Below are 19,227 nucleotides of genomic sequence, written 5' to 3'. Positions count from 1 at the left end.
CCGTCAGTGCAGCGCCTGGCCACCGGTCCCCAGGGCATCCAGGGTGCGCTTGAGGGCGGTGTAGGCCTGGCGCTGGTCATCGTCTTCGGTCAGCAGGCCGTCGAACAGGGTGGCGACCAGCGCCGGATCCTGGGCGACGAAGCGATCGATGAGAACGTCGTTCTCCTGGCGCCCGGCGGTGATCAGCAGCACGGCGAGCTGGGCGACATAGCGCGCCGCCAGCGGATAGGCCTTGAGAAAGACCTTGAAGGGGGCATCGGCCAGCCCGGGGGCGAAGCCCTTGGCCAGGCCTTGCTGGGCGGCGGCGATGGCCTGGCGGACGGCGTCCTGCCAATTGCCGGCGGTCACGGCACCCGCCGGCAGGGCGCGGCGCATCTGGCCGAGCAGGCTGTTGAGAAAGATACGGCGATTGGCCTGGTAGTCGTCATCGGTGTCGAGCAATTCGCGGCGAATGCGGGTCAGCACGCGGTCGTCCTCGGCATCGGCGGTCACCGCCTGCTTGAAGGCCAGGGTCAGTTCGCGATCCAGCAGACCGGGCTTGCGGCCTTCCAGTTCGGCCTGCAGCAGCGGACCGCTGGAATCGGCGAAGAAGAAGCGCTCGGCGTGGGGCGCCAGGCGTTCGCGCAGGCGCGGCCAGAGCTCCGCCGCGAACAGTTGCTCGGCCGTGCCGCCGGAAACGATGACGCGGTGCTGCGGCGCCTCGGCCAGATAGTCGAACAGCGCGGGGGTATCGAGCGCGGTGCGATCGACGATGAGGTAACGGTGCTTCACGGCAACTCCTGAACGCGGCGGCCGCACCTGTCGAGGTACGGCGGGGATGGCCATTAGTCTATAGGAAGGTGGGAACGCTTGGCCCGGCCTTTGGCCTAACCAGCAGGGTGCAGCCCGCGACACCCTTCCTTTCGCGGCCGGAGGACACCAAGATGCGCAAGACCCCGCTGATCCTTGCCCTGAGCGCTGCCCTGGCCCTGGTGGCCGGTCCCAGCCTGGCCGCCAGCAACAACAACGACGCCGGGGTGACCGGCAACGGCATAGGCGCGCCGGGCAGCTCCAACACCAGCAACAGGGACAGCGCGGACGACACCTCCAGCGCCACGCCCTCGACCCAGAAGAAGGTCGACAAGACCCCGGCCACCAAGGCCCAGGGCAGTCAGCAGAAGCGCGTGCTCAACGATTGAGGGTCAAGCAAAAGGCGCCTCTCGCGGCGCCTTTGGGCTGGTTGGCATCTGACCGCAGGAAGCGGTTTCAGGAGGCGCGGGTGTAGCGTACCTGCCAGTCGAGTCGCTCATGGGTTGCCCGCTCGATACGGGCGCGACTGTCGCAGATGAAGGCTTCCAGCAGGGAGTTGTCCAGCAGATCGACCCGGGCGATGCGGCGTTGCAGGAGCGCCGTGCCGTTGGGCGCATAGACCTCGACGTTGAAGGTCGCCGGATCCTGGGCGGTCATGGCGCACAGCATCGGTTGAAAAGCGCCCTTGATAATGGTGTTCGCATCCGTGAACTTCAGCGGCTCGGCCATCGCAATCACTCCTGTCAGCTATAACGCTTCGACCGATTCTTGCGGTACCCGTTCGACTTTTGCCATGACCGGCTGGCAGATTTGTGATCCAGGCGGTGGCGCTGGCCCGGCAAGGGACGGCCGGTCAGTTGATCAGGGTACCAAAGGCCTTGTCCGCCTCTATGACCTCGGGCAGCTCGCTCAGCAGCAGCTCCAGATCCACGCCTTCCAGCAGGGGATTGGCCAGGGCCGCCTTGGCCTGGTCGTTGATGCCGCCATGACGACGCAGGACAAAGGACACCAGGCGGGCCTGGGCGACCATGCGCGCCTGAGTGGAATCCTCCGGCGCATCCTGGGGGTGCAACTGGTAGGCGATGGCATGCTGGATCACCACCGGCAGCTGCCAGCGACGGGCCAGCTCGGCGCCCACCTCCGGATAGCCGAAGCCGATGGCCTGGTCGGCGGGTACCGGGGCGCGCTGCTCGGCGTCGATGCGCACGGCGATATCGGGCGCCGCCGTCCTGATCAGCAGCTCGCCGATGCTGTGCAGCATGCCGCAGGTGAAGGCGGTCTCGGCATCGGCACCGGCCTGGCGGGCGAGGACGCGGCAGATGCTGGCCACGTCGAAGCTGTGCTGCCAGAAATCCCGCGGATCGAAGCTGGGGTTGTGGCGGAAGGCGGCGGTCACCGCCGAAGCCAGGACCAGGGTGCGCAGGGCATCGAAGCCCAGGCGGATGGCCGCGCCTTCGATGCTGGTCGAGGGGCGCACGCCGCGAAAGCGCACCGAGTTGGCCAGGCGCAGGACCTTGGCCGAAAGCACCGGATCCAGCGCCAGATTGCGGGCGACGTCTTCGATGCTGCTGTCGGGATCGTCGAACTGCTGGATCAGCTCCTGAGCCACCTTGGGAATGCTGGGAAGGGTATGCAGGTGATCGAACAGAGCATCGATTTCCATGATGGCGCCTGGTTGGTTCTTTACCGATGGTGGGAGCTGATGAGTCGTCGAAAGCATGAACGACGGCCTGGGCACTGCCAAGCCTAGTCGAAGATCCACGAGCGAAGAGCTTAGCGGGCCGGGCGAGCCGGTTTGCAGAGCGAGCTGACCGGTGGCGTCATTTCGCCGCCGTCCGTTTGCCTGGTTCGCGTGCGACCGTGGTCCTATGCGGTCTTGTCCAAGGCGAAGCGATGATCAGACGTCTATTGTCTTTCTTGAGTCCGCTTTCCGCCGACGGCGGGCCACGAATGGGATAGCATCAGGTGATATCAGTTGGCCACTAAATTTGGCGTTCGAGTTGTGCAATGACTTACCAGACTCACATTCGCCAGATGCTGCAACTACCCAATGCGCTGGCGCAGAGCACCGGCATCCTGGGCTGGTTGATCAGCGTGCTGATCAATCCCTTCCTGACCGCCGGGGTGCCGGCCTGGGGCTGGCTGGCCTTCGCCGGCATGATCGGCTCCTGCCTGGCCATGACCACCGCCCGGCGCTTTGCCGTCTGGCGCCTGTTCGCCCTGGTGTTCGTGCTGTTCGAGGCCCTGGCCTTCCGCTTCCAGATCCTGGGCATGGGCGAGGCCGGCCATGCCTGGATGATCCCCATGGCCATCGTCATCATCCTCGGCTCGACCATTCTGTTTTCCCATGTGCTCGACTACGGCATCGCGGCCGGCGCGGTCTGGCTGCTGCTGTTCTATGGCGAACTGGACAACATCACCGCAGCGGCCCTGCCGCTGTTCTGGGTGATGCTGGGGGCCAGCCTGGCACTGGGACTGCTGCTCAATGCCACCTTCGTACGCATCGTCGCCAGCACCCTGGAACTCAAGGAACGCTATCGGCTGCAGGCGGAAACCGATGCCCTCACCGGGATCAGCAACCGCAGGGCGCTGATGCTGGACATGGAGCAGGTCTGCCGGGATGGCTCGCCATCCTGGTATTTCGTCATGCTCGACATCGATGACTTCAAGCGGATCAACGACAGATTCGGCCACGACGTGGGGGACCAGGTACTCAAGGAGATGGCTGGTATCCTGATAAAGCACTTTCCGGATGGACGCTTCGGGCGCCTGGGCGGCGAGGAGTTCGGTGTGCTGCTCAAGCCCGAGGACGAGCGCCAGCTGGCGCAGCGGCTGCAGGCGCTGCTGGACGATATCCGCAGCAACACCCGCACCGGCAGCTGTTTTTCCTTCAGTGCCGGGGTGGCGCGCCTCGCCCCGGGCTATCAGCCCTCGGATCTGCTCAAGCAGGCCGATGGCGAGCTCTATCAGGCCAAGCGCGCCGGCAAGGACCGGGTGCACCACCGCGGCGGCATGATCTGCGGTTGAAGGTGGCTAGCCGGCGCCCAGTGGGCTCTAGCTGACGTCCGCCTTCGGCGGCGGATGGGAGCGATTGCGGCCCAGGTGCTTGGCCCGGTAGAGCGCGGCATCGGCGCTGGCCAGCAGGTCGGCGGGCTGGGGTGGCGGGGTCTGCCCGGGCGGCTGCACGGCGATGCCGAGACTGACGGTGATGCGGCCGAAGGGACTGGTGGCATGGGTCACTTCCAGCACCTGCAGGCGTTCCTGCACCGTGGCGGCCACGCGCTGGGCGCCGTGCTCGTCGCAGTTGGGCAGCAGCAGGACCATCTCCTCGCCGCCATAGCGCGCCGCCAGGTCGCCCGGGCGCCGCGCCGCCGAGGCCACCACGCCGGCCACCGCCTGCAGGCAGCGATCCCCCGCCGGATGGCCATAGTGGTCGTTGTAGGCCTTGAAGTGATCGATGTCGATCATCAGCAGGCTGAGCGGCTGGCCATTGCGCTGCGCGCGCGCCAGCTCCACCGGCAGCAGGTTGTCGAACTGGCGGCGATTGCCCAGCCCGGTGAGGCTGTCCTTGAGGGTCAGCAGGTGCAGCTCGTCGTGGGCCTGGCGCAGGGCTGCCGCGCTGCGCTCCCCGGCGCGGATCTCGCGGAGCAGCCGAAAGCCGAAGACCAGCATGCCGAGGATGATCAGGCCGACCACCGTCACCGATCTCAGCATGTCCTGGCGCCAGCCGGCGAGGATGTCGCGCCGGGAGATACCGGCCAGGGCCACCAGCGGATAGCCCTCCAGGTGCTGGAAGGCATAGAGGCGCTCCTGGCCATCGAGCAAGGCGCGCACCAGGGCGGTACCGTTGGGCGCCTGGTTCACGTACTGGCGAAACAGCTCGCCAGTGGCCAGCGGGGTGCCGACGTGCTCGGGCACATAGGGACGGCGGACCATCAGGGTGCCGTCGTCCAGCGCCAGGGTGATGGCGCCCCGGGCATCCAGCTTGAAGCGCTCGTAGTAGTCGACGAAATACTGCAGGCGGATGGTGGCGAGCAGGACGCCGGCAAAGCGCCCGTCGCGGTCTTCCAGGCGCCGCGACACCGGGATGATCAGCTCGTGGGTGCTGCGGCTCTCGATCACCGCGCCGACGTGCAGCACATCGGCCGGATGCTGCCGGTGAAACTGGAAATACTCGCGATCGGCATTGTTGGCCCGGGGCGGCTCGCTGCTCTTGTCGGTCACCCGCCATTCGCCGTCGCGATCGTAGACGAACAACCCGTGCAGTTGCGGCAGGAGGGCGGCCTGGCGCGCCAGCAGGCGATGCACCCGCAGGCGGTCCAGTTGCTCGAAGGGTTGATCCTCCAGGCGATCGCGAATGCTGACCAGCAGCGAATCGGCTTCCTTGATGGCGTCATCGGCGTGCTGGGCGGCGGCCACGGCGATGTTGCCGACGTCGCTGCGGGCACTGGCGAAGGCATTCTGGTAGTTGCGCCACACCTGCCAGGATTCCAGTGCCAGGATCACCGCAACGGCGCAGACCAGCAGCCACAGCGCCCGGCGCTGGGTGGCCGGATTGCGCGGTGGAAGGGGGGTGTCGTCGGCGTCGACCATGGCGGGGCTGTTTCCTCGTCCTCGGTGTGCAGGAGACCGCGAGTCGACCGATTCACGCCACCGCACAGGGATAAAAGTCAGACAAGTCTACAGTTTCGTCGGATTCTTGCAGAGCGCGCGAATCCCTGCGCCATCGCCGTGGTCACTAGCGATACAGCCGTCTCCGGGACGGCGCCCCGTCACTGCCCCGACCAGGAGGTCACAGATGTCGCAGATCGCCGAACAGATCGTCGAAGACGCCATGCAGCGCATCGAGGAAAACGAGTCGCAGCATGCCGCCGATCCCGTGCGCAATTTCTCCCTGACCCTGACCGATCCCGCGGAGATCCGGGTCGGCGCGGAGATCTACTTTCTCTTCGAACAGCGCCTCAAGGGTTTCTACCCGGATGCCCGGGTCGTGGTGCGCGGCCATGCCGCCGAAGGCTACAACATCACCGCCCAGGTCGAGCGCCGCCGCTCGGCCTGAGTGCCAGGCCCGCACCCCGGGTCAGGTGCGGGCCAGCTTGACCAGCTGCCGGGCCAGTAGCGGCCCGGTCAGCACCACCCCGATCAGCCGCAAGGCCTGCATGGCCAGTACCAGGCCGACATCGGCGTGGGCATCCACCGCGATGATGGCCATGGAATCCAGGCCGCCCGGACTGGTCGCCAGGTAGGCGGTGAGAAAGTCCACGTGCATCAGCCGCGCCATCAGCAGCGCCGACAGGGCGCAGAGCGCGATCAGCAGCAGCGAGGCGAAGATCATCTTGGGCAGGGCGCGCCAGACATAGGCGACCGTGGCCCGATCGAATCTCAGGCCCACATAGCAGCCCATGGCGCCATAGGCCGCCGCCAGCAGCAGATGGGGCAGGGTGATGTCCAGCCAGCCATTGAGTTGCAGCAGGGTACCCAGGGCGATGGGCAGCAGCAGGGCGCCGGCGGGAAACAGCCGACCGCCCAGCCAGCTGCCGGCCAGGGCCACCGCCAGGGTCAGCGCCAGATTGACGGCGAAGTGGCCGTCCAGGCTGACCACGGTGGCCTGATGGCCGGTGCCGCTGCCTTCGGCGCCCAGCAACCGGCCGACCAGCGCACTGATCAGCACCACGCAGACCACCCGCACATATTGCATGGTGGCGACGATGCGTGGATCGGCGCCGTATTCCTCGGCCATGGCCACCATGGCGGCCGCCGCGCCAGGCGTGGTGCCCCAGGCGGCGGTGCTGCCCGGCAGGCCACCGAAGCGCACCAGCAGGGCACCGGTGAGCAGGCTGAGCAACACGGTCAGGGCAGTGGCCAGCAGCATCACCGGCCAGTGCTCGGCGACGGTGAGCAGCACCGCGGCGGTCATGGCATGGGCGATCAGGCAGCCCACCACGCCCTGGCCGGTCTGGAACAGCCGGCGCGGCAGGCGGATGGTGGCGCCGCCGACGCCAAAGGCGATGGCCACCAGCATGGGACCGAGAAAGAGGGCCGCGGGCACCTGCAGCCAACTGAGTCCACCGCCGACCAGGGCGGAGCAGAGGATCAGGGCCAGCCATTGCACCAGGGGCGGATAGGGCGAGGGGAAAGAGGGGGTGGACAAAGCGGTCTCCGGACGGCGGGGAGCCGGCGCGGCGTACCGACCCCGGGGCCGGCTCGGGGCCGGCCCTGGAGGCGATTATACGACCTTTGCGGCTTTCAATGGCCTTTCAGTCGCTGAAAAAACCGCCCTGTCAGCGCACCAGATGCAGGAACTGCAGGTGGCGCTCGTACTGGTCGAGCATGTCGTTGAGGATCTGCTCGCGGTTGTAGCCCACCAGGTCATAGTCCTGGCTGCCCTCGGTCAGGTGCACCTCGGCGCGGTAGTAGCGCCGATTCTTCAGGTGCAGGCCGCCGATGCCGGCGCGGGCGAAGGAGGGCGTGAAATAGCCCTGCATGATCACCTGGTATATGAAGGGGTGCTCTTCGCCGTGGCCGATGGTCAGCTGCAGATTGGCGTTGGTGGAGTCGAACTGGGTCTCCACCACCAGGCCCTTCTCCCGCGAGACCTCGACCATCTCTTCCATGGCCGGGCGCACGGTGCTGTCCATGAAGCGATAGACCTCGTCCCGCGAGGGGAAGTACACCGCCTGGGACAGCCGCTGGCGCCAGCCGCCATGCCGGGCCTTGCCATTGGTCGCCACCGGCGCGAGGGAGTGCAGCCGCGCCCGCTGGCGCTGGGACTCCAGGTGCAGCGCCTTGTGCAGGCCCCACATCATCAGCAGCACCACCACCGAGAAGGGCAGCGAGGTCAGCACCACCGCCGACTTCAGGGCATCCATGCTGCCGGCGAACAGCAGGCCGCCGGTGACCACGGCCACGGCCGCGCCCCAGAACACCCGCAGCCACTTGGGACCGTCTTCGTCGGCCTCGCCGCCCTTGGACGACAGGGTCGAGAGCACCACGGTGCCGGAGTCGGCCGAGGTGACGAAGAAGACGAAGCTCACCAGCACGGCGACGCTGATCACCACGCGGCTGGCCGGATAGGTCTCCAGCACCTGGTAGAAGGCCATGGCCGGATCGGTGAGGGCGGTCTGCGCCAGGCCGGTCATGCCCTGGCCGAGGACCAGTTCCAGGGCGCTGTTGCCGAAGATCGACAGCCAGGCCAGGGTGAAGCCCAGCGGGATGAACAGCACGCCAAAGACGAATTCACGGATGGTGCGGCCGCGCGAGATGCGCGCGATGAACAGCCCGACGAAGGGCGCCCAGGCGATCCACCAGGCCCAGTAGAACACCGTCCAGCCGCCCAGCCAGTCGGAGGGCTCGTCATAGGCATAGAGGTCGAAGCTCTTGCCCGGCAAGGCCGAGAGGTAGTCGCCGATGTTCTGGATCAGGGTATTGAGCAGGTGCTGGGTCGGCCCGGCGAACAGCACGAACAGCAGCAGGGCGACGGCCAGCACCATGTTGATGTCGGACATGATGCGCACGCCCTTGTCGACGCCGGACACGGCGACGGCGATGGCCGCGCCCATCATCAGCACGATGAGGATCAATTGCACCCAGTGGCTGTGGCTGATGCCGAACAGGTAGTCCAGCCCGGCATTGAGGTGCAGCACGCCAAAGCCCAGATCGGCGCCCAGGCCGAAGATGGTGGCGATGATGCCGAAGGCGTCCACGGCGTGGCCGATGGGCCCGTTGATGCGCTTGCCGATCAGCGGATAGAGCGCCGAACGCAGGGCCAGCGGCAGATTGTGGCGGTAGGCGAAATAGGCCAGGGCCATGGCCACCAGAGCGAACACTCCCCAGCCGTGCAGGCCCCAGTGCAGGAAGAGGATCTGCATGGCCTGCCGCGCGGCTGCCGGATTGCTCCCTTCGCCCGCCGGCGGCTGGGCGAAGTGGGTCAGGGGTTCGGAGACGCAAAAGAAGAACAGGGTGATGCTGATGCCGGCGGCGAACAGCATGCCGGCCCAGGACAGGTAGCTGAATTCGGGTTGGTCGTGGTCGGCACCGAGCTTGATCTTGCCGTAGCCGGACAGCGCGGTGACCACCACGAACACCAGATAGAGCGACATGGCCAGCAGGTAGTACCAGCCGACCGTATTGGCGGCCCAGGTCTGCGCCTGCAGCAACCAGGCGCCGGCCTGTTCGGGACGGCCGATGACGGCCAAGGAAAACAGCAGAATCACCGCGGCCGCACAGTAGAAGGCGGGGGGATTCAGTTTTACGGTGCCGGATGAGGGCGTCGCACTCATGAGGACTCCTTGCGCACTGCCAAAGGGAAGAATGCTTTTTTAATTGATCGTTCGATTAAAAAAGAATACCACAGGCGACCCCTGAGGTGAACGCTTCGAGTCAGCGCTGCGTTGAAAGTTGCCGTCTAGAGGTCTTGCCTATGCCGGTGGTCGACTTTGGTCGAGACCAGGCCGAACGGTCAGAACCGCGACCCCTTGGCAAAGTCTGTTGGTTATGACCCAGGCATCTTCTCCATTCGGCTCCTATCGTCCGCTACTGCTATTGGTAGAGGATGAGCCGTTGCTGCGGGAACTGGCGACCGAGGCCTTGGAGTCGCTGGTGGACCTGCAGGTGGTGGCCGTGCCGACCGCCGATGCGGCCCTGAGCTACCTGGAGCAGACCGGTGCCCGCATCGACGTGCTCTTCACCGACGTGCGCATGCCGGGGCGCCTCGACGGCGAGGCCCTCGCACAGCTGGTCTCCCAGCGCTGGCCCCATATCCCGGTGATCCTCACCTCCGGCGACCGCCTCACCGTGCCTCGCGGTGCCGGCCGTACTCGCTTCATGCCCAAACCCTGGCATATCGACGACATGGCCAATTGCGTCAACGAGGCGCTGGGGCAGAGTCGGGTGGCGTGAGGGTAGCCCGATCGGTTGTAAAGCCGCGACCTATGACCCACTATTCCGGGACTGATCTAGCTGGAGTCATGCCATGCGACCTTCTCTTGTCCTGGACCTGAAACGAGCTGTCATACGGGATGTTGCGTCACGTTTTCGAGTGGCCAATCCGCGAGTGTTCGGTTCAGTTCTCGAAGGTACCGATCAGGACGGCAGCGATTTGGATCTGTTGGTGGATGCCCTGCCAGGGGCAACACTGTTCGACCTGGGAGGGTTGCAGGACGAGCTTGAGGAATTACTGGGCGTTCCGGTAGATCTGGTGACCCCCGCCGATTTACCCGGATCCTTTCGCGCGCAGGTTCTGCTGGGGGCACGACCGATATGAATCGCACGGCGGACTATCTGGCTCATATGCAACAGGCGGCCAGCGAGGCACTGGGCTTTATTGAGGGTCTCACTCGGGAAGACTTCCTCGAAGACCGCCGGACACAGCAAGCGGTGGTCATGAGCCTGATCATCATCGGCGAAGCGGCAACCAAGATCATGGCTGTGGACGAAGCCTTCACCCAGGTGCATCCAAACATCCGTGGCGCAATATGAGAGGCATGCGTAATCGTATCGCCCACGGTTATTTCGACATCAACCTCGATGTGGTCTGGGAAACCGTCGTTACCGCCCTGCCCGAGCTTCTGGAACAATTGCGTCTGTTATCGGGAAGGTAGCTTCGTACCACGCTGTGCCCTCACCCCAACCCTCTCCCAAGGGGAGAGGGGGCTATCCGAGCGGGTTTCCGGCTTTATCCGCTCCGGCAGGATTGTGATCAGCTATCGGGCTGCACCCGCAGGGGCGGCCGCATCGACCCACCCTACGGCTGCCACTGCGGATCCTTGCCGCTCAGCTTGCGATCCAGGAAGAAGGCGGTACTGATCAGCGCCAGGTGCGACAGGGCCTGGGGCAGGTTGCCGAGGGGGTAGCCGCGCTTGTCCAGCTCCTCGGCATAGAGACCCAGAGGGTTGGCGTAGCCCAGCAGCTTTTCGAACTCCAGGTGGGCTTCGTCGACGCGACCGGCGCGGGCCAGGCATTCGACGTACCAGAAGGAGCAGGCGACGAAGGCGCCTTCTTCGCCCTTGAGGTTGTCCGCTGGCGTGTCCGCCGGGTTGTAGCGACGGATCATGCCGTCGTAGGCCAGGTTGGTCTTGATGGCGTCCAGGGTGGACAGCCACATGGGATCGGTGGCGCTGACGAAGCGCACCAGCGGCATCAGCAGCAGGGCGGCGTCCAGGCTCTTGCCGTGGCGGGTCGAGGTGAAATGACCCAGCTCGGCGTTCCAGAAGTTGTCCCAGATGTCTTCCTGGATGGTGGCGCGGGCGGCGTACCAGCGTTCGTAGGGCATCGGCAACGAGCGCTTGACCGACAGCCGCATCGCGCGGTCGATGGCCACCCAGCACATCAGCCGCGAATGCAGGAAGTGCTCGGGATCGCCGCGCATTTCCCAGATCCCGGCGTCGGGCTGGTTCCAGTGCTCGCAGACGTGGTCGATCATCCGCACCACCTCCTTCCAGCCCTGGTGGGAGATGGCTTCGCCATACTTGTTGGACAGGTAGATGGCGTCCATCAGCTCGCCATAGATGTCCAGCTGGATCTGCTTGTAGGCCTCGTTGCCGATGCGCACCGGACTCGAGTCGGCATAGCCGGCCAGGTGGTCGAGGGTTTCCTCGGGCAGGTCCAGGCCGCCGTCCAGGCGATACATGATCTGCAGCTTTTCCGGGGCGCTGTGGCTGTTTTCCACGCACTGGCCCACCCAATGGGTGAAATCCTTGGCCTCCTGGGTGTAGCCCAGGCGCATGAAGGCATAGACGGTAAAGGAGGCGTCGCGGATCCAGGAGGCGCGATAGTCCCAGTTGCGTTCACCGCCCAGGGCTTCGGGCAGGCTGAAGGTGGCGGCCGCGGCGATGGAGCCGTGCTTGCAGGAGGTCAGCAGCTTCAGCGCCAGGGCCGAGCGGGTGACCATCTCGCGCCAGCGCCCCTGGTAGTGGCTCTTGGCGGCCCAGGAGGTCCAGTAGGTCAGGGTGTCCTCGAAGCAGAGATCGCTCTGGCCGGCGACGACCTTGTCGTCCTTCTCGCAGCCAAAGACGAAATCCAGCTGCTCACCCTGTTCCAGTTCGAATTCGGCCAGGGCGGCGTTGCCGTCCACCTGCAGGGTGACGCTCGACGCCAGGCGCAGGGTCGGCTGGCCCGCGGCCTCGAACAGGGCGCCGCCGTCCACCAGGCGGGCGCGGGTCTCGGCGCGGGCATAGTCGTGGGCCGGGGCGCAGACCAGGCGGAAGCGGCAGCGTCCGGCCACCACCTGCACGCGGCGGACGATGCGCGGCTGGGTGTCCTCGCTGCTGCACACCGGCATCAGATCGGTGATCTCGGCGACGCCTTCCGCCGACAGCCAGCGGGTCTGCAGGATATTGGTGTCCGGCAGATAGAGCTGCTGCTCGCGGGCGTCTTCCCAGACCGGCGCCAGGCTGAAGTAGCCGGCCTTTTCCGAGTCGAGCAGGGCGGCGAATACCGAGGGGCTGTCCAGATTCGGCCAGCAGAAGTGGTCGATGGTGCCGTCGGTGGCGACCAGGGCGCAGGTGCGCAGGTCGCCGATGACACCGTGGGCGCCGATACTGCGGCGGGCGTGCACGGAGGTGGAATCAGCCATTGTCTTCGAATCCCGGATAGAGGCACATGCCGCCGTCGACGAACAGGGTGGTGCCGACGATGTAGTCGGCCAGGTCGCTGGCGAGAAAGACCGCCACATTGCCCACGTCGTCGACGTGGCCGACGCGCTTGTAGGGGATCAGCTTGAGCAGTTCGCGGGCCTTGGCCTCGTCACCGGTCACCTCTTCGTTGATGGCGGTGGCGATGGCGCCCGGGGCGATGCTGTTGACGCGGATGCCCTCGGCGGCGACTTCCTGGGCCAGGCTGCGCATCAGCAGATTGACCCCGCCCTTGGAGGCGGCGTAGTTGACGTGGCCGGCCCAGGGAATGACCTCGTGGACCGAGCTCATGTGGATGATCTTGCCCAGGGCGCGGGAGATGCTTTCGTCGCGACCTTGCTTGCGGAACTGCCGGATCGCCGCCCGGGCGCAAAGGAACTGCCCGGTGAGGTTGGTGTTGATCACCGTGTTCCAGTCCTTGAGCGACATGTCGGCCACGGCCGCATCCTTTTGCAGGCCGGAGTTGGCGACCAGGATGTCCAGGCGGCCGAAGGCTTCCAGGGTGCGGTCGAACAGCGCCTGGACCGCGGCCTCGTCACCGACGTCACCGCCGACGGCGATGGCGCGACCGCCGGCGTCCTGGATGCGCTTGGCCAGTTCCTCGGCCGGTTCGGCGCTGGAGTGGTAGTTGATGGCGACGGCGGCACCGGCCTTGGCCAGGGCCTCGGCGACGGCGGCGCCGATCCCGGAGCTGCCGCCGGTGACCAGGGCGACCTGGCCGTTGAGGGAAAGCTGCATGTCCAGACTCCTGCACGGGAAAAGGTGTCTGACTGCTGACCGTCACGCGCGCGTCTAGGTTCAGCCCGCGAGCGTTGCCGGATATTCAGGCCGAGGCCGTGCGGAACAGGCTCATGCGGCGCTCCAGGTCCTCGGCCAATTCGGCCAGCTGGCGACTGGCGCCGGCGATCTGCTGCGAACCGCTGGCGGTTTCCAGGGTGGCCGCGTGGATGCGGTTGATGTTCTCGTTGACCTCTTCGGCCACGGCGGTCTGCTGGGCCGCAGCGGTGGCGATCTGGGCATTCATGGCGTTCACCGAGCCGACGTCCGCCTGGATGGCCGCCAGGGCCGCGACGGCGCGCTGGGTCAGTTCGGCGGTCTCGTGGGCCTGGCCGCGGCTCTCCTCCATCTGCGCCGCGGCGCGTCCGGCGCCTTCCTGGAGGGTGGCGATCATGGCGCGGATCTCGCGGGTCGACTCCTGGGTGCGGGTGGCCAGGTTGCGGACCTCGTCGGCGACCACGGCGAAGCCGCGACCCTGCTCGCCGGCCCGGGCCGCCTCGATGGCGGCGTTCAGCGCCAGCAGGTTGGTCTGCTCGGCGATACCGTTGATGACGGCGACGATGTTCTCGATGCTGGCGCTGTCGCTGGAGACCTGCTGCACGGTGACGCTGGCCTGTTCCAGGGCCTGCACCAGCTGGCCGATGGCCTGGCCGGAACTGGCGACCAGCCGGTTGCCGGTGTCCACCTGGGCGCTGGCATTGCCGGTGGCCTGGGCGGCCTGGGCCGCGTAGCCGGCAACCTGGCCGATGGTGGCGGCCAGCTCGGTGACCGCGGCGGCCATGTGCTGGGCCTGGTTGGATTGCACATCGGTGTGGCGCTGGTTGGTCTGGGCGGTGCCTTGCAGCTGGGCCGCCGCCGCGGCGACCGAGCTGGCGGTATGGCGTACCTGGACGATGGTCTCGCCGAGGTGCGCGGTGGCGCTGCCCAGGGTGCCCATGACGCTGTCCGGATGACGGGTGGCGGGGCGCTCGTCCAGGCGGCCCTCGGCCAGCCGGCGGATGGCGGCGGCCACGGCGTGGGGTTCGCCGCCCAGGGTGGCACCCATCTGGCGAATGATCAGGATGGAGACGGTGACGCTCAGCAGCAGGGCGAGGGCGCAGGTGACCAGCATCAGCCAGCGGAAGCCGCCGGCGATGCCGCGGACCTCGCCCAGGTGGCCGCTGGCGATGGCTTCTTCGTGATCGATGAGCGCATTGATGCGCTTGAGCCACTCGACATAGGCCGGCGAGACGCGCTCCAGCAGGAACACCCGGGCGCCTTCCAGATCGCCGGCCTGGCGCAGCTGCAGCAGGCGCTCGGTCAGCGGCAGGGCGGTGCCTTCGATGTCCTTGATGGCCGCCAGCAGGCGCTGTTCCTCGGCCGTGGCGCCCTGGCTGGCGAACAGCTGATCCATGGGCTCGGCGGACTGGCGATAGAAGGCCTTGAGCCGGTCGATGTCGGCCAGGCGACTGGCCAGGGGCGCGGCGTCGTGGATCAGCACCGTATCGCGAATGGCGATGGCGCGGTCGTGCACGCTGCCGCGGAAGTTGATGGCGTAGCGCTGCTTGACGCTGGCGCCCTGGCTGACGGCGGTCAGGGTGTCATCGATGACGCCGACGCGCTGGACGCCGACGAGGGTGATCAGCAGCATCAGCACCAGGATCAGGCCGAAGCCCAGGCCCAGGCGGGCGGCCATGGAAAGAGGGGTACGCATGAAAACCTCAACGCTTCAAAGTGTGTGACATGGATCACATTTTGCGTTAAAGGTTTGCGCGATAAGTTTACTTCGGGCCGAGCGGTCATCCCCCAGGTATGAATGGCCCGTTGGCGGCAGGGCTGGATTCAACTGTCCTGGCGCGGCTCCGTCAGCCGGTCACGCCTGGCCAGACCGGGGAACAGCTTCATCCAGACCCCGGTGATCACCAGGGTACCGACACCCCCCAGCACCACCGCCGGCACCGTGCCGAAGAAGTGCGCGGTAACCCCCGACTCGAACTCGCCGAGCTGGTTGGAGGCGCCGATGAACAGGCCGTTGACCGCACTGACCCGGCCGCGCATGGCATCGGGGGTTTCCAGCTGGACGAAGGAACTGCGGATCACCACGCTGACCATGTCGGCGGCGCCCAGCACCACCAGGGTGGCCAGCGAGAACCACAGCGAGGTGGACAGCCCGAAGGCGATGGTGGCGACGCCGAACAGCGCCACCGAACCGAACATGATGCGGCCCACGTGGCGATTGAGGCTGACGTAGGCGAGCAGAAAGGACATGCCCAGGGCGCCCACGGCCGGTGCCGAGCGCAACAGGCCCAGGCCCCAGGGACCGGTGAGCAGGATGTCGGCGGCGAACACCGGGAGCAGGGCGGTGGCACCGCCCAGGAGCACGGCGAAGAGATCCAGGGAGATGGCGCCGAGCACGTCCGGGCGACTCTTGATGAAGCGGATGCCGGCCAGCAGGTTGTCCAGGGTCGGCTTTTCCTTCTGGCTGGGCGTCTGCCGCGCCGGCAGGCTGGAGACCAGCAGGATGGCGATGCCGTAGAGCACCAGCGCCGGGCCATAGACCCAGGCGGCGCCCAGGGCATAGAGCAGGCCGCCCAGGGCGGGGGCGATGATGGTGGCGCCCTGCATGGCCGAGGCCGCGGCGGCGATGGCGCGGGGAAAGATCGCCGGCGGCACGATGTTGGGCAGCAGCGCCTGGGTGGTGGGCTGTTCGAAGGCGCGCGCGGTACCCAGGCAGAAGGCCAGGATGAAGATCAGTTCGCGGGTCACCGCCTGATTGAGGCTGCCCACCAGCAGCACCAGGGCGATCAGGCCCTGGCCGGTCTGGCAGAGGGCGGCGACCCGGCGGCGGTCGTAGCGATCGGCGACATGCCCGGTGTGCAGCATGAACAGTACCCGCGGCAGGAATTCCACCAGCCCCACCAGGCCGAGATCGAGCACGTTGCCGGTGAGGGAATAGAGGTGCCAGCCGATGGCGACGGTGAGCATCTGGAAACTGCCGGCGGTGCAGATGCGGGCGAACCAGAAGGCGACGAAGGGACGGTGGTGACGCAGCTGCAGGGTATCGCCGGACATGACTGGGGCTCGCAGGGACAGAGGCGGCATCTTAAGCCACCCGGGGACTGATCGTCATACAACTGCGGGGTGCGACAGCCTGCCCGATGCGACATCCAACCACGTAAGCAAATGTATCGAGGAGGTCTATCCTAAAGCCTGACGTTGATCCACGTCAGCTTCCGACCTGGTCCAATGGGCTAGCGGCGGTGGCGCCTTTTTAGCGTCCCGCTAGAACCCCAGGCGACGCCGGAGGTTCGAACCTCGGTCAGCGTCAACTCGACCGGCTACCCTCGATGGCCGGCGTGCCTGAGAGGAAAAGCTATGTTCGGCCTCGAAGCCCTGGATCTCGCCCGGATCCAGTTCGCCTTCACCGTGTCCTTCCACATCGTCTTCCCGGCGCTGTCCATCGGTACCGCGAGCTTTCTCGCCGTGCTCGAAGGGCTGTGGCTGAAGACCGACAACCACGTCTACAAGGATCTGTATCACTTCTGGCTGAAGATCTTCGCGATCTTCTTCGGCATGGGCGTGGTGTCCGGTCTGGTGATGGCCTATGAGTTCGGCACCAACTGGAGCGGCTTCGCCGACTATGCCGGCGCCGTGACCGGTCCGCTGCTGACCTACGAGGTGCTGACCGCCTTCTTCATCGAAGCCGGCTTCCTCGGCGTCATGCTGTTCGGCTGGAATCGCGTGGGTCGCGGCCTGCACTTTTTCTCGACGGTGATGGTGGCCATCGGCACCCTGATGTCGACCTTCTGGATCCTGTCCTCCAACAGCTGGATGCACACCCCGAGCGGCTACGAGATCGTCGATGGGCGCATCGTCCCGGTGGACTGGCTGGCGGTGATCTTCAACCCGTCCTTCCCCTTCCGCTGGGCGCACATGACCATCGCCGCCTACCTGTCGGTGGCCTTCCTGGTCGGCGCCTCGGCGGCCTGGCACCTGCTGCGCGGCAACGACAACCCGGCGGTGCGCAAGATGTTTTCCATGGCCATGTGGATGGCCCTGCTGGTGGCCCCGGTACAGGCCTTCGTTGGCGACGCCCACGGCCTCAACACCCTGGAGCACCAGCCGGCCAAGATCGCCGCGATGGAAGGCCACTGGGAGAACCCCCCGGGCGAAGCGACCCCGCTGATCCTGTTCGGCTGGCCGGACATGGAGCGCGAGGAAACCCGCTTCAAGGTGGAAATCCCGGTACTGGGCAGCCTGATCCTCAAGCACAGCCTCACCGAGCCGATCCCGGCGCTCAAGGACTTCCCCAAGGAAGACCGGCCGCCGGCCTATGTGGTGTTCTGGTCGTTCCGCATCATGGTCGCCCTGGGCATGCTGATGATCGCCGCCGGCCTGTGGAGCGCCTGGCTGCGCTGGCGCGGCAAGCTGTTCGAGACCCGCGCCTTCCTGCGCCTGGTCACCTGCATGGGACCGGTCGGTCTCATCGCCCTGCTGGCCGGCTGGTTCACCACCGAGGTGGGCCGCCAGCCGTGGATCGTCTACGGCCTGTTGCGCACCAAGGACGGGGTATCCAACCACAGCGTCACCCAGCTCAGCATCACCCTGGTGGCCTTCGTGGTGGTCTATTTCGCCGTGTTCGGCATCGGCACCCTCTATGCGCTGCGCATGATCGGCAAGGGTCCGCACACCGGTGAAGGCGACCTGCCCACCTCCGGCGGTCCGGGCACCGATCGCCATCCCAAGCGTCCGCTGTCCGGCGCCGATGGCGGCCTGGAAGAAGACAACCCCACCGACCAGCTGACCGGAGACCGCACATGAACGGCATCCCTGGCATCGACCTCCCGCTGATCTGGGCGATCATCATCATCTTCGGCCTCATGATGTACGTGGTCATGGACGGCTTCGACCTGGGCATCGGCATCCTCTTTCCCTTCGTCAAGGGCAAGGAAGACCGCGACGTCATGATGAACACCGTGGCGCCCATCTGGGACGGCAACGAGACCTGGCTGGTACTCGGCGGGGCGGGGCTCTATGGCGCCTTCCCGCTGGCCTACTCGATCATCCTGCCGGCGCTGTACCTGCCGCTGATCTTCATGCTGATCGGCCTGATCTTCCGCGGCGTGGCCTTCGAATTCCGCTTCAAGGTCCAGGAAGGCAAGGAAGCCCTGTGGGACAAGTCCTTCATCTTCGGCTCGCTGCTGGCCAGCTTCTGCCAGGGCGTGGCCCTGGGTGCCTTCATCGAAGGTTTCCCGGTGGAAAATCGCCAGTACGTCGGCGGTCCGCTGGACTGGCTGACGCCCTTCTCGGTGTTCTGCGGCCTGGGCGTGATCGCTGCCTATGCGCTGTTGGGCAGCACCTGGCTGATCATGAAGACCGAGGGTCCGCTGCAGGCGACCATGCGCCGCCTGACCAAGCCGCTGCTGTTCCTGCTGCTGGCCTTTACCGCGGTGGTGAGCATCTGGACCCCGCTGAGCCAGGCGGCCATTTCCGCCCGCTGGTTCAGCATGCCCAACCTGGTCTGGTTCCTGCCGGTGCCGATCCTGGTCGGCGTGGTGACCCTGGCCCTGCTGCGCGCCATCCTGCGCGAGGATTCGCACCATGCGCCCTTCCTGCTGACCCTGGCGCTGATCTTCCTCGGCTACAGCGGTCTGGGCATCAGCCTCTGGCCGAACATCATCCCGCCGGCGGTTTCTATCTGGGAGGCCTCGTCGCCGCCGCAGAGCCAGCTGTTCCTGCTCATCGGCACCCTGTTCATCATCCCCATCACCCTGATGTACACCTTCTGGGGCTACTACGTGTTCCGCGGCAAGGTACGCGCGGGGGAGGGCTACCACTGATGCCCGGCCGCTCGCGCGAACCCAATCCCGCGGACAACAAGCCGCTCTGGCAGCGGCTGGCCTGGATGGCCGGCATCTGGGCCTGCAGCCTGGTGGCGCTGGGCGTGGTGGCCTGGGTGCTGCGCCTGGCGCTGACGGCGGCGGGGCTCAAGTCGCACTGACCCCTCGGGTGTTTCGGTGGATGAGGCTGCGCCGTCATCCACCCTACGCGG

18 protein-coding genes and 1 pseudogene are annotated in these 19,227 nt (G+C 66.4%); 9 read left to right on the top strand and 10 right to left on the bottom strand.

Features of this window, described 5'->3' with window-relative positions:
- Positions 1–3: 3 nt before the first annotated feature.
- Entirely contained in the window at positions 4–771 is a 768-nt protein-coding gene (locus PSEK12I1_RS0109150) for a hypothetical protein (protein WP_007162580.1), read from the bottom strand.
- Between the two features lie 152 nt (positions 772–923).
- Here PSEK12I1_RS0109150 and PSEK12I1_RS0109145 point away from each other — a divergent pair, with 152 nt between their 5' ends.
- Complete coding sequence (locus PSEK12I1_RS0109145) at positions 924–1,178, top strand: hypothetical protein (protein ID WP_007162579.1); 255 nt, start codon at positions 924–926, stop codon at positions 1,176–1,178.
- A gap of 67 nt (positions 1,179–1,245) precedes the next feature.
- Here PSEK12I1_RS0109145 and PSEK12I1_RS0109140 read toward each other — a convergent pair whose 3' ends face one another.
- Positions 1,246–1,518: a hypothetical protein gene (locus tag PSEK12I1_RS0109140; RefSeq protein WP_007162578.1), complete on the bottom strand. Its 273-nt coding sequence runs from the start codon at positions 1,516–1,518 to the stop codon at positions 1,246–1,248.
- A 124-nt stretch (positions 1,519–1,642) separates the two neighbouring features.
- Entirely contained in the window at positions 1,643–2,455 is an 813-nt protein-coding gene (locus PSEK12I1_RS0109135) for an HDOD domain-containing protein (protein WP_197027429.1), read from the bottom strand.
- 341 nt (positions 2,456–2,796) lie between these two features.
- Between PSEK12I1_RS0109135 and PSEK12I1_RS0109130 the strand changes: the two genes are divergently transcribed.
- Positions 2,797–3,816: a GGDEF domain-containing protein gene (locus PSEK12I1_RS0109130; protein ID WP_027601338.1), complete on the top strand. Its 1,020-nt coding sequence runs from the start codon at positions 2,797–2,799 to the stop codon at positions 3,814–3,816.
- A 27-nt stretch (positions 3,817–3,843) separates the two neighbouring features.
- On the opposite strand, the gene PSEK12I1_RS0109125 is transcribed toward PSEK12I1_RS0109130, so the two are convergent.
- Positions 3,844–5,382 carry a sensor domain-containing diguanylate cyclase gene (locus PSEK12I1_RS0109125; protein WP_027601337.1) on the bottom strand — a complete coding sequence of 513 codons (1,539 nt, stop codon included), beginning with the start codon at positions 5,380–5,382 and terminating at the stop codon, positions 3,844–3,846.
- A gap of 205 nt (positions 5,383–5,587) precedes the next feature.
- Between PSEK12I1_RS0109125 and PSEK12I1_RS0109120 the strand changes: the two genes are divergently transcribed.
- Positions 5,588–5,848 carry a hypothetical protein gene (locus PSEK12I1_RS0109120; RefSeq protein WP_007162574.1) on the top strand — a complete coding sequence of 87 codons (261 nt, stop codon included), beginning with the start codon at positions 5,588–5,590 and terminating at the stop codon, positions 5,846–5,848.
- Between the two features lie 21 nt (positions 5,849–5,869).
- On the opposite strand, the gene PSEK12I1_RS0109115 is transcribed toward PSEK12I1_RS0109120, so the two are convergent.
- Together PSEK12I1_RS0109115 and betT are read right to left on the bottom strand one after the other, a co-directional pair.
- Entirely contained in the window at positions 5,870–6,940 is a 1,071-nt protein-coding gene (locus PSEK12I1_RS0109115; protein WP_027601336.1) for an AbrB family transcriptional regulator, read from the bottom strand.
- Positions 6,941–7,070: 130 nt separating this feature from the next.
- Positions 7,071–9,035: a choline BCCT transporter BetT gene (gene betT / locus PSEK12I1_RS0109110; RefSeq protein WP_177323744.1), complete on the bottom strand. Its 1,965-nt coding sequence runs from the start codon at positions 9,033–9,035 to the stop codon at positions 7,071–7,073.
- A 247-nt stretch (positions 9,036–9,282) separates the two neighbouring features.
- Between betT and PSEK12I1_RS0109105 the strand changes: the two genes are divergently transcribed.
- The 3 genes and pseudogenes from PSEK12I1_RS0109105 (at position 9,283) to PSEK12I1_RS23620 (ending at position 10,388) form a co-directional block, all read left to right on the top strand.
- Positions 9,283–9,687 carry a response regulator gene (locus PSEK12I1_RS0109105; RefSeq protein WP_256204047.1) on the top strand — a complete coding sequence of 135 codons (405 nt, stop codon included), beginning with the start codon at positions 9,283–9,285 and terminating at the stop codon, positions 9,685–9,687.
- Between the two features lie 73 nt (positions 9,688–9,760).
- The gene (locus tag PSEK12I1_RS24295) at positions 9,761–10,051 is read left to right on the top strand and encodes a nucleotidyltransferase family protein (protein ID WP_074584988.1); all 291 of its coding nucleotides are present in this window, start codon (positions 9,761–9,763) and stop codon (positions 10,049–10,051) included.
- Positions 10,048–10,388: pseudogene (locus tag PSEK12I1_RS23620) on the top strand (DUF86 domain-containing protein). The gene PSEK12I1_RS24295 and the pseudogene PSEK12I1_RS23620 overlap by 4 nt, the downstream one beginning before the upstream one ends.
- 143 nt (positions 10,389–10,531) lie before the next feature.
- Here the strand turns inward: PSEK12I1_RS23620 and PSEK12I1_RS0109095 are convergent.
- From PSEK12I1_RS0109095 to PSEK12I1_RS0109080, 4 genes are all read right to left on the bottom strand, one after another.
- Positions 10,532–12,361 (bottom strand): glycoside hydrolase family 15 protein, encoded by a 1,830-nt coding sequence (locus tag PSEK12I1_RS0109095; protein ID WP_027601333.1) that lies wholly within the window; start codon positions 12,359–12,361, stop codon positions 10,532–10,534.
- Complete coding sequence (locus tag PSEK12I1_RS0109090) at positions 12,354–13,157, bottom strand: glucose 1-dehydrogenase (protein WP_027601332.1); 804 nt, start codon at positions 13,155–13,157, stop codon at positions 12,354–12,356. Before PSEK12I1_RS0109090 ends, PSEK12I1_RS0109095 begins: the two co-directional genes overlap by 8 nt.
- An 85-nt stretch (positions 13,158–13,242) precedes the next feature.
- Positions 13,243–14,889: a methyl-accepting chemotaxis protein gene (locus PSEK12I1_RS0109085; RefSeq protein WP_027601331.1), complete on the bottom strand. Its 1,647-nt coding sequence runs from the start codon at positions 14,887–14,889 to the stop codon at positions 13,243–13,245.
- Between the two features lie 128 nt (positions 14,890–15,017).
- Positions 15,018–16,247, bottom strand: a complete 1,230-nt coding sequence (locus tag PSEK12I1_RS0109080; protein ID WP_007162567.1) for an MFS transporter — start codon at positions 16,245–16,247, stop codon at positions 15,018–15,020.
- 303 nt (positions 16,248–16,550) lie between these two features.
- Between PSEK12I1_RS0109080 and PSEK12I1_RS0109075 the strand changes: the two genes are divergently transcribed.
- From PSEK12I1_RS0109075 to PSEK12I1_RS24290, 3 genes are read left to right on the top strand one after another with little or no spacing between them, the layout of a single operon-like run.
- Entirely contained in the window at positions 16,551–17,996 is a 1,446-nt protein-coding gene (locus tag PSEK12I1_RS0109075) for a cytochrome ubiquinol oxidase subunit I (RefSeq protein ID WP_007162566.1), read from the top strand.
- Positions 17,993–19,015, top strand: a complete 1,023-nt coding sequence (gene cydB, locus PSEK12I1_RS0109070; RefSeq protein WP_007162565.1) for a cytochrome d ubiquinol oxidase subunit II — start codon at positions 17,993–17,995, stop codon at positions 19,013–19,015. Before PSEK12I1_RS0109075 ends, cydB begins: the two co-directional genes overlap by 4 nt.
- Positions 19,015–19,176 carry a DUF2474 domain-containing protein gene (locus PSEK12I1_RS24290; RefSeq protein WP_081737540.1) on the top strand — a complete coding sequence of 54 codons (162 nt, stop codon included), beginning with the start codon at positions 19,015–19,017 and terminating at the stop codon, positions 19,174–19,176. Before cydB ends, PSEK12I1_RS24290 begins: the two co-directional genes overlap by 1 nt.
- The last annotated feature ends 51 nt before the right edge of the window (positions 19,177–19,227 follow it).

The sequence above is a fragment of the Pseudomonas sp. MOIL14HWK12:I1 genome, from assembly GCF_000510705.1.
In the GTDB taxonomy this organism is placed as follows: domain Bacteria; phylum Pseudomonadota; class Gammaproteobacteria; order Pseudomonadales; family Pseudomonadaceae; genus Chryseomonas; species Chryseomonas oryzihabitans.
This window is presented reverse-complemented; position numbering and strand designations above follow the sequence as displayed.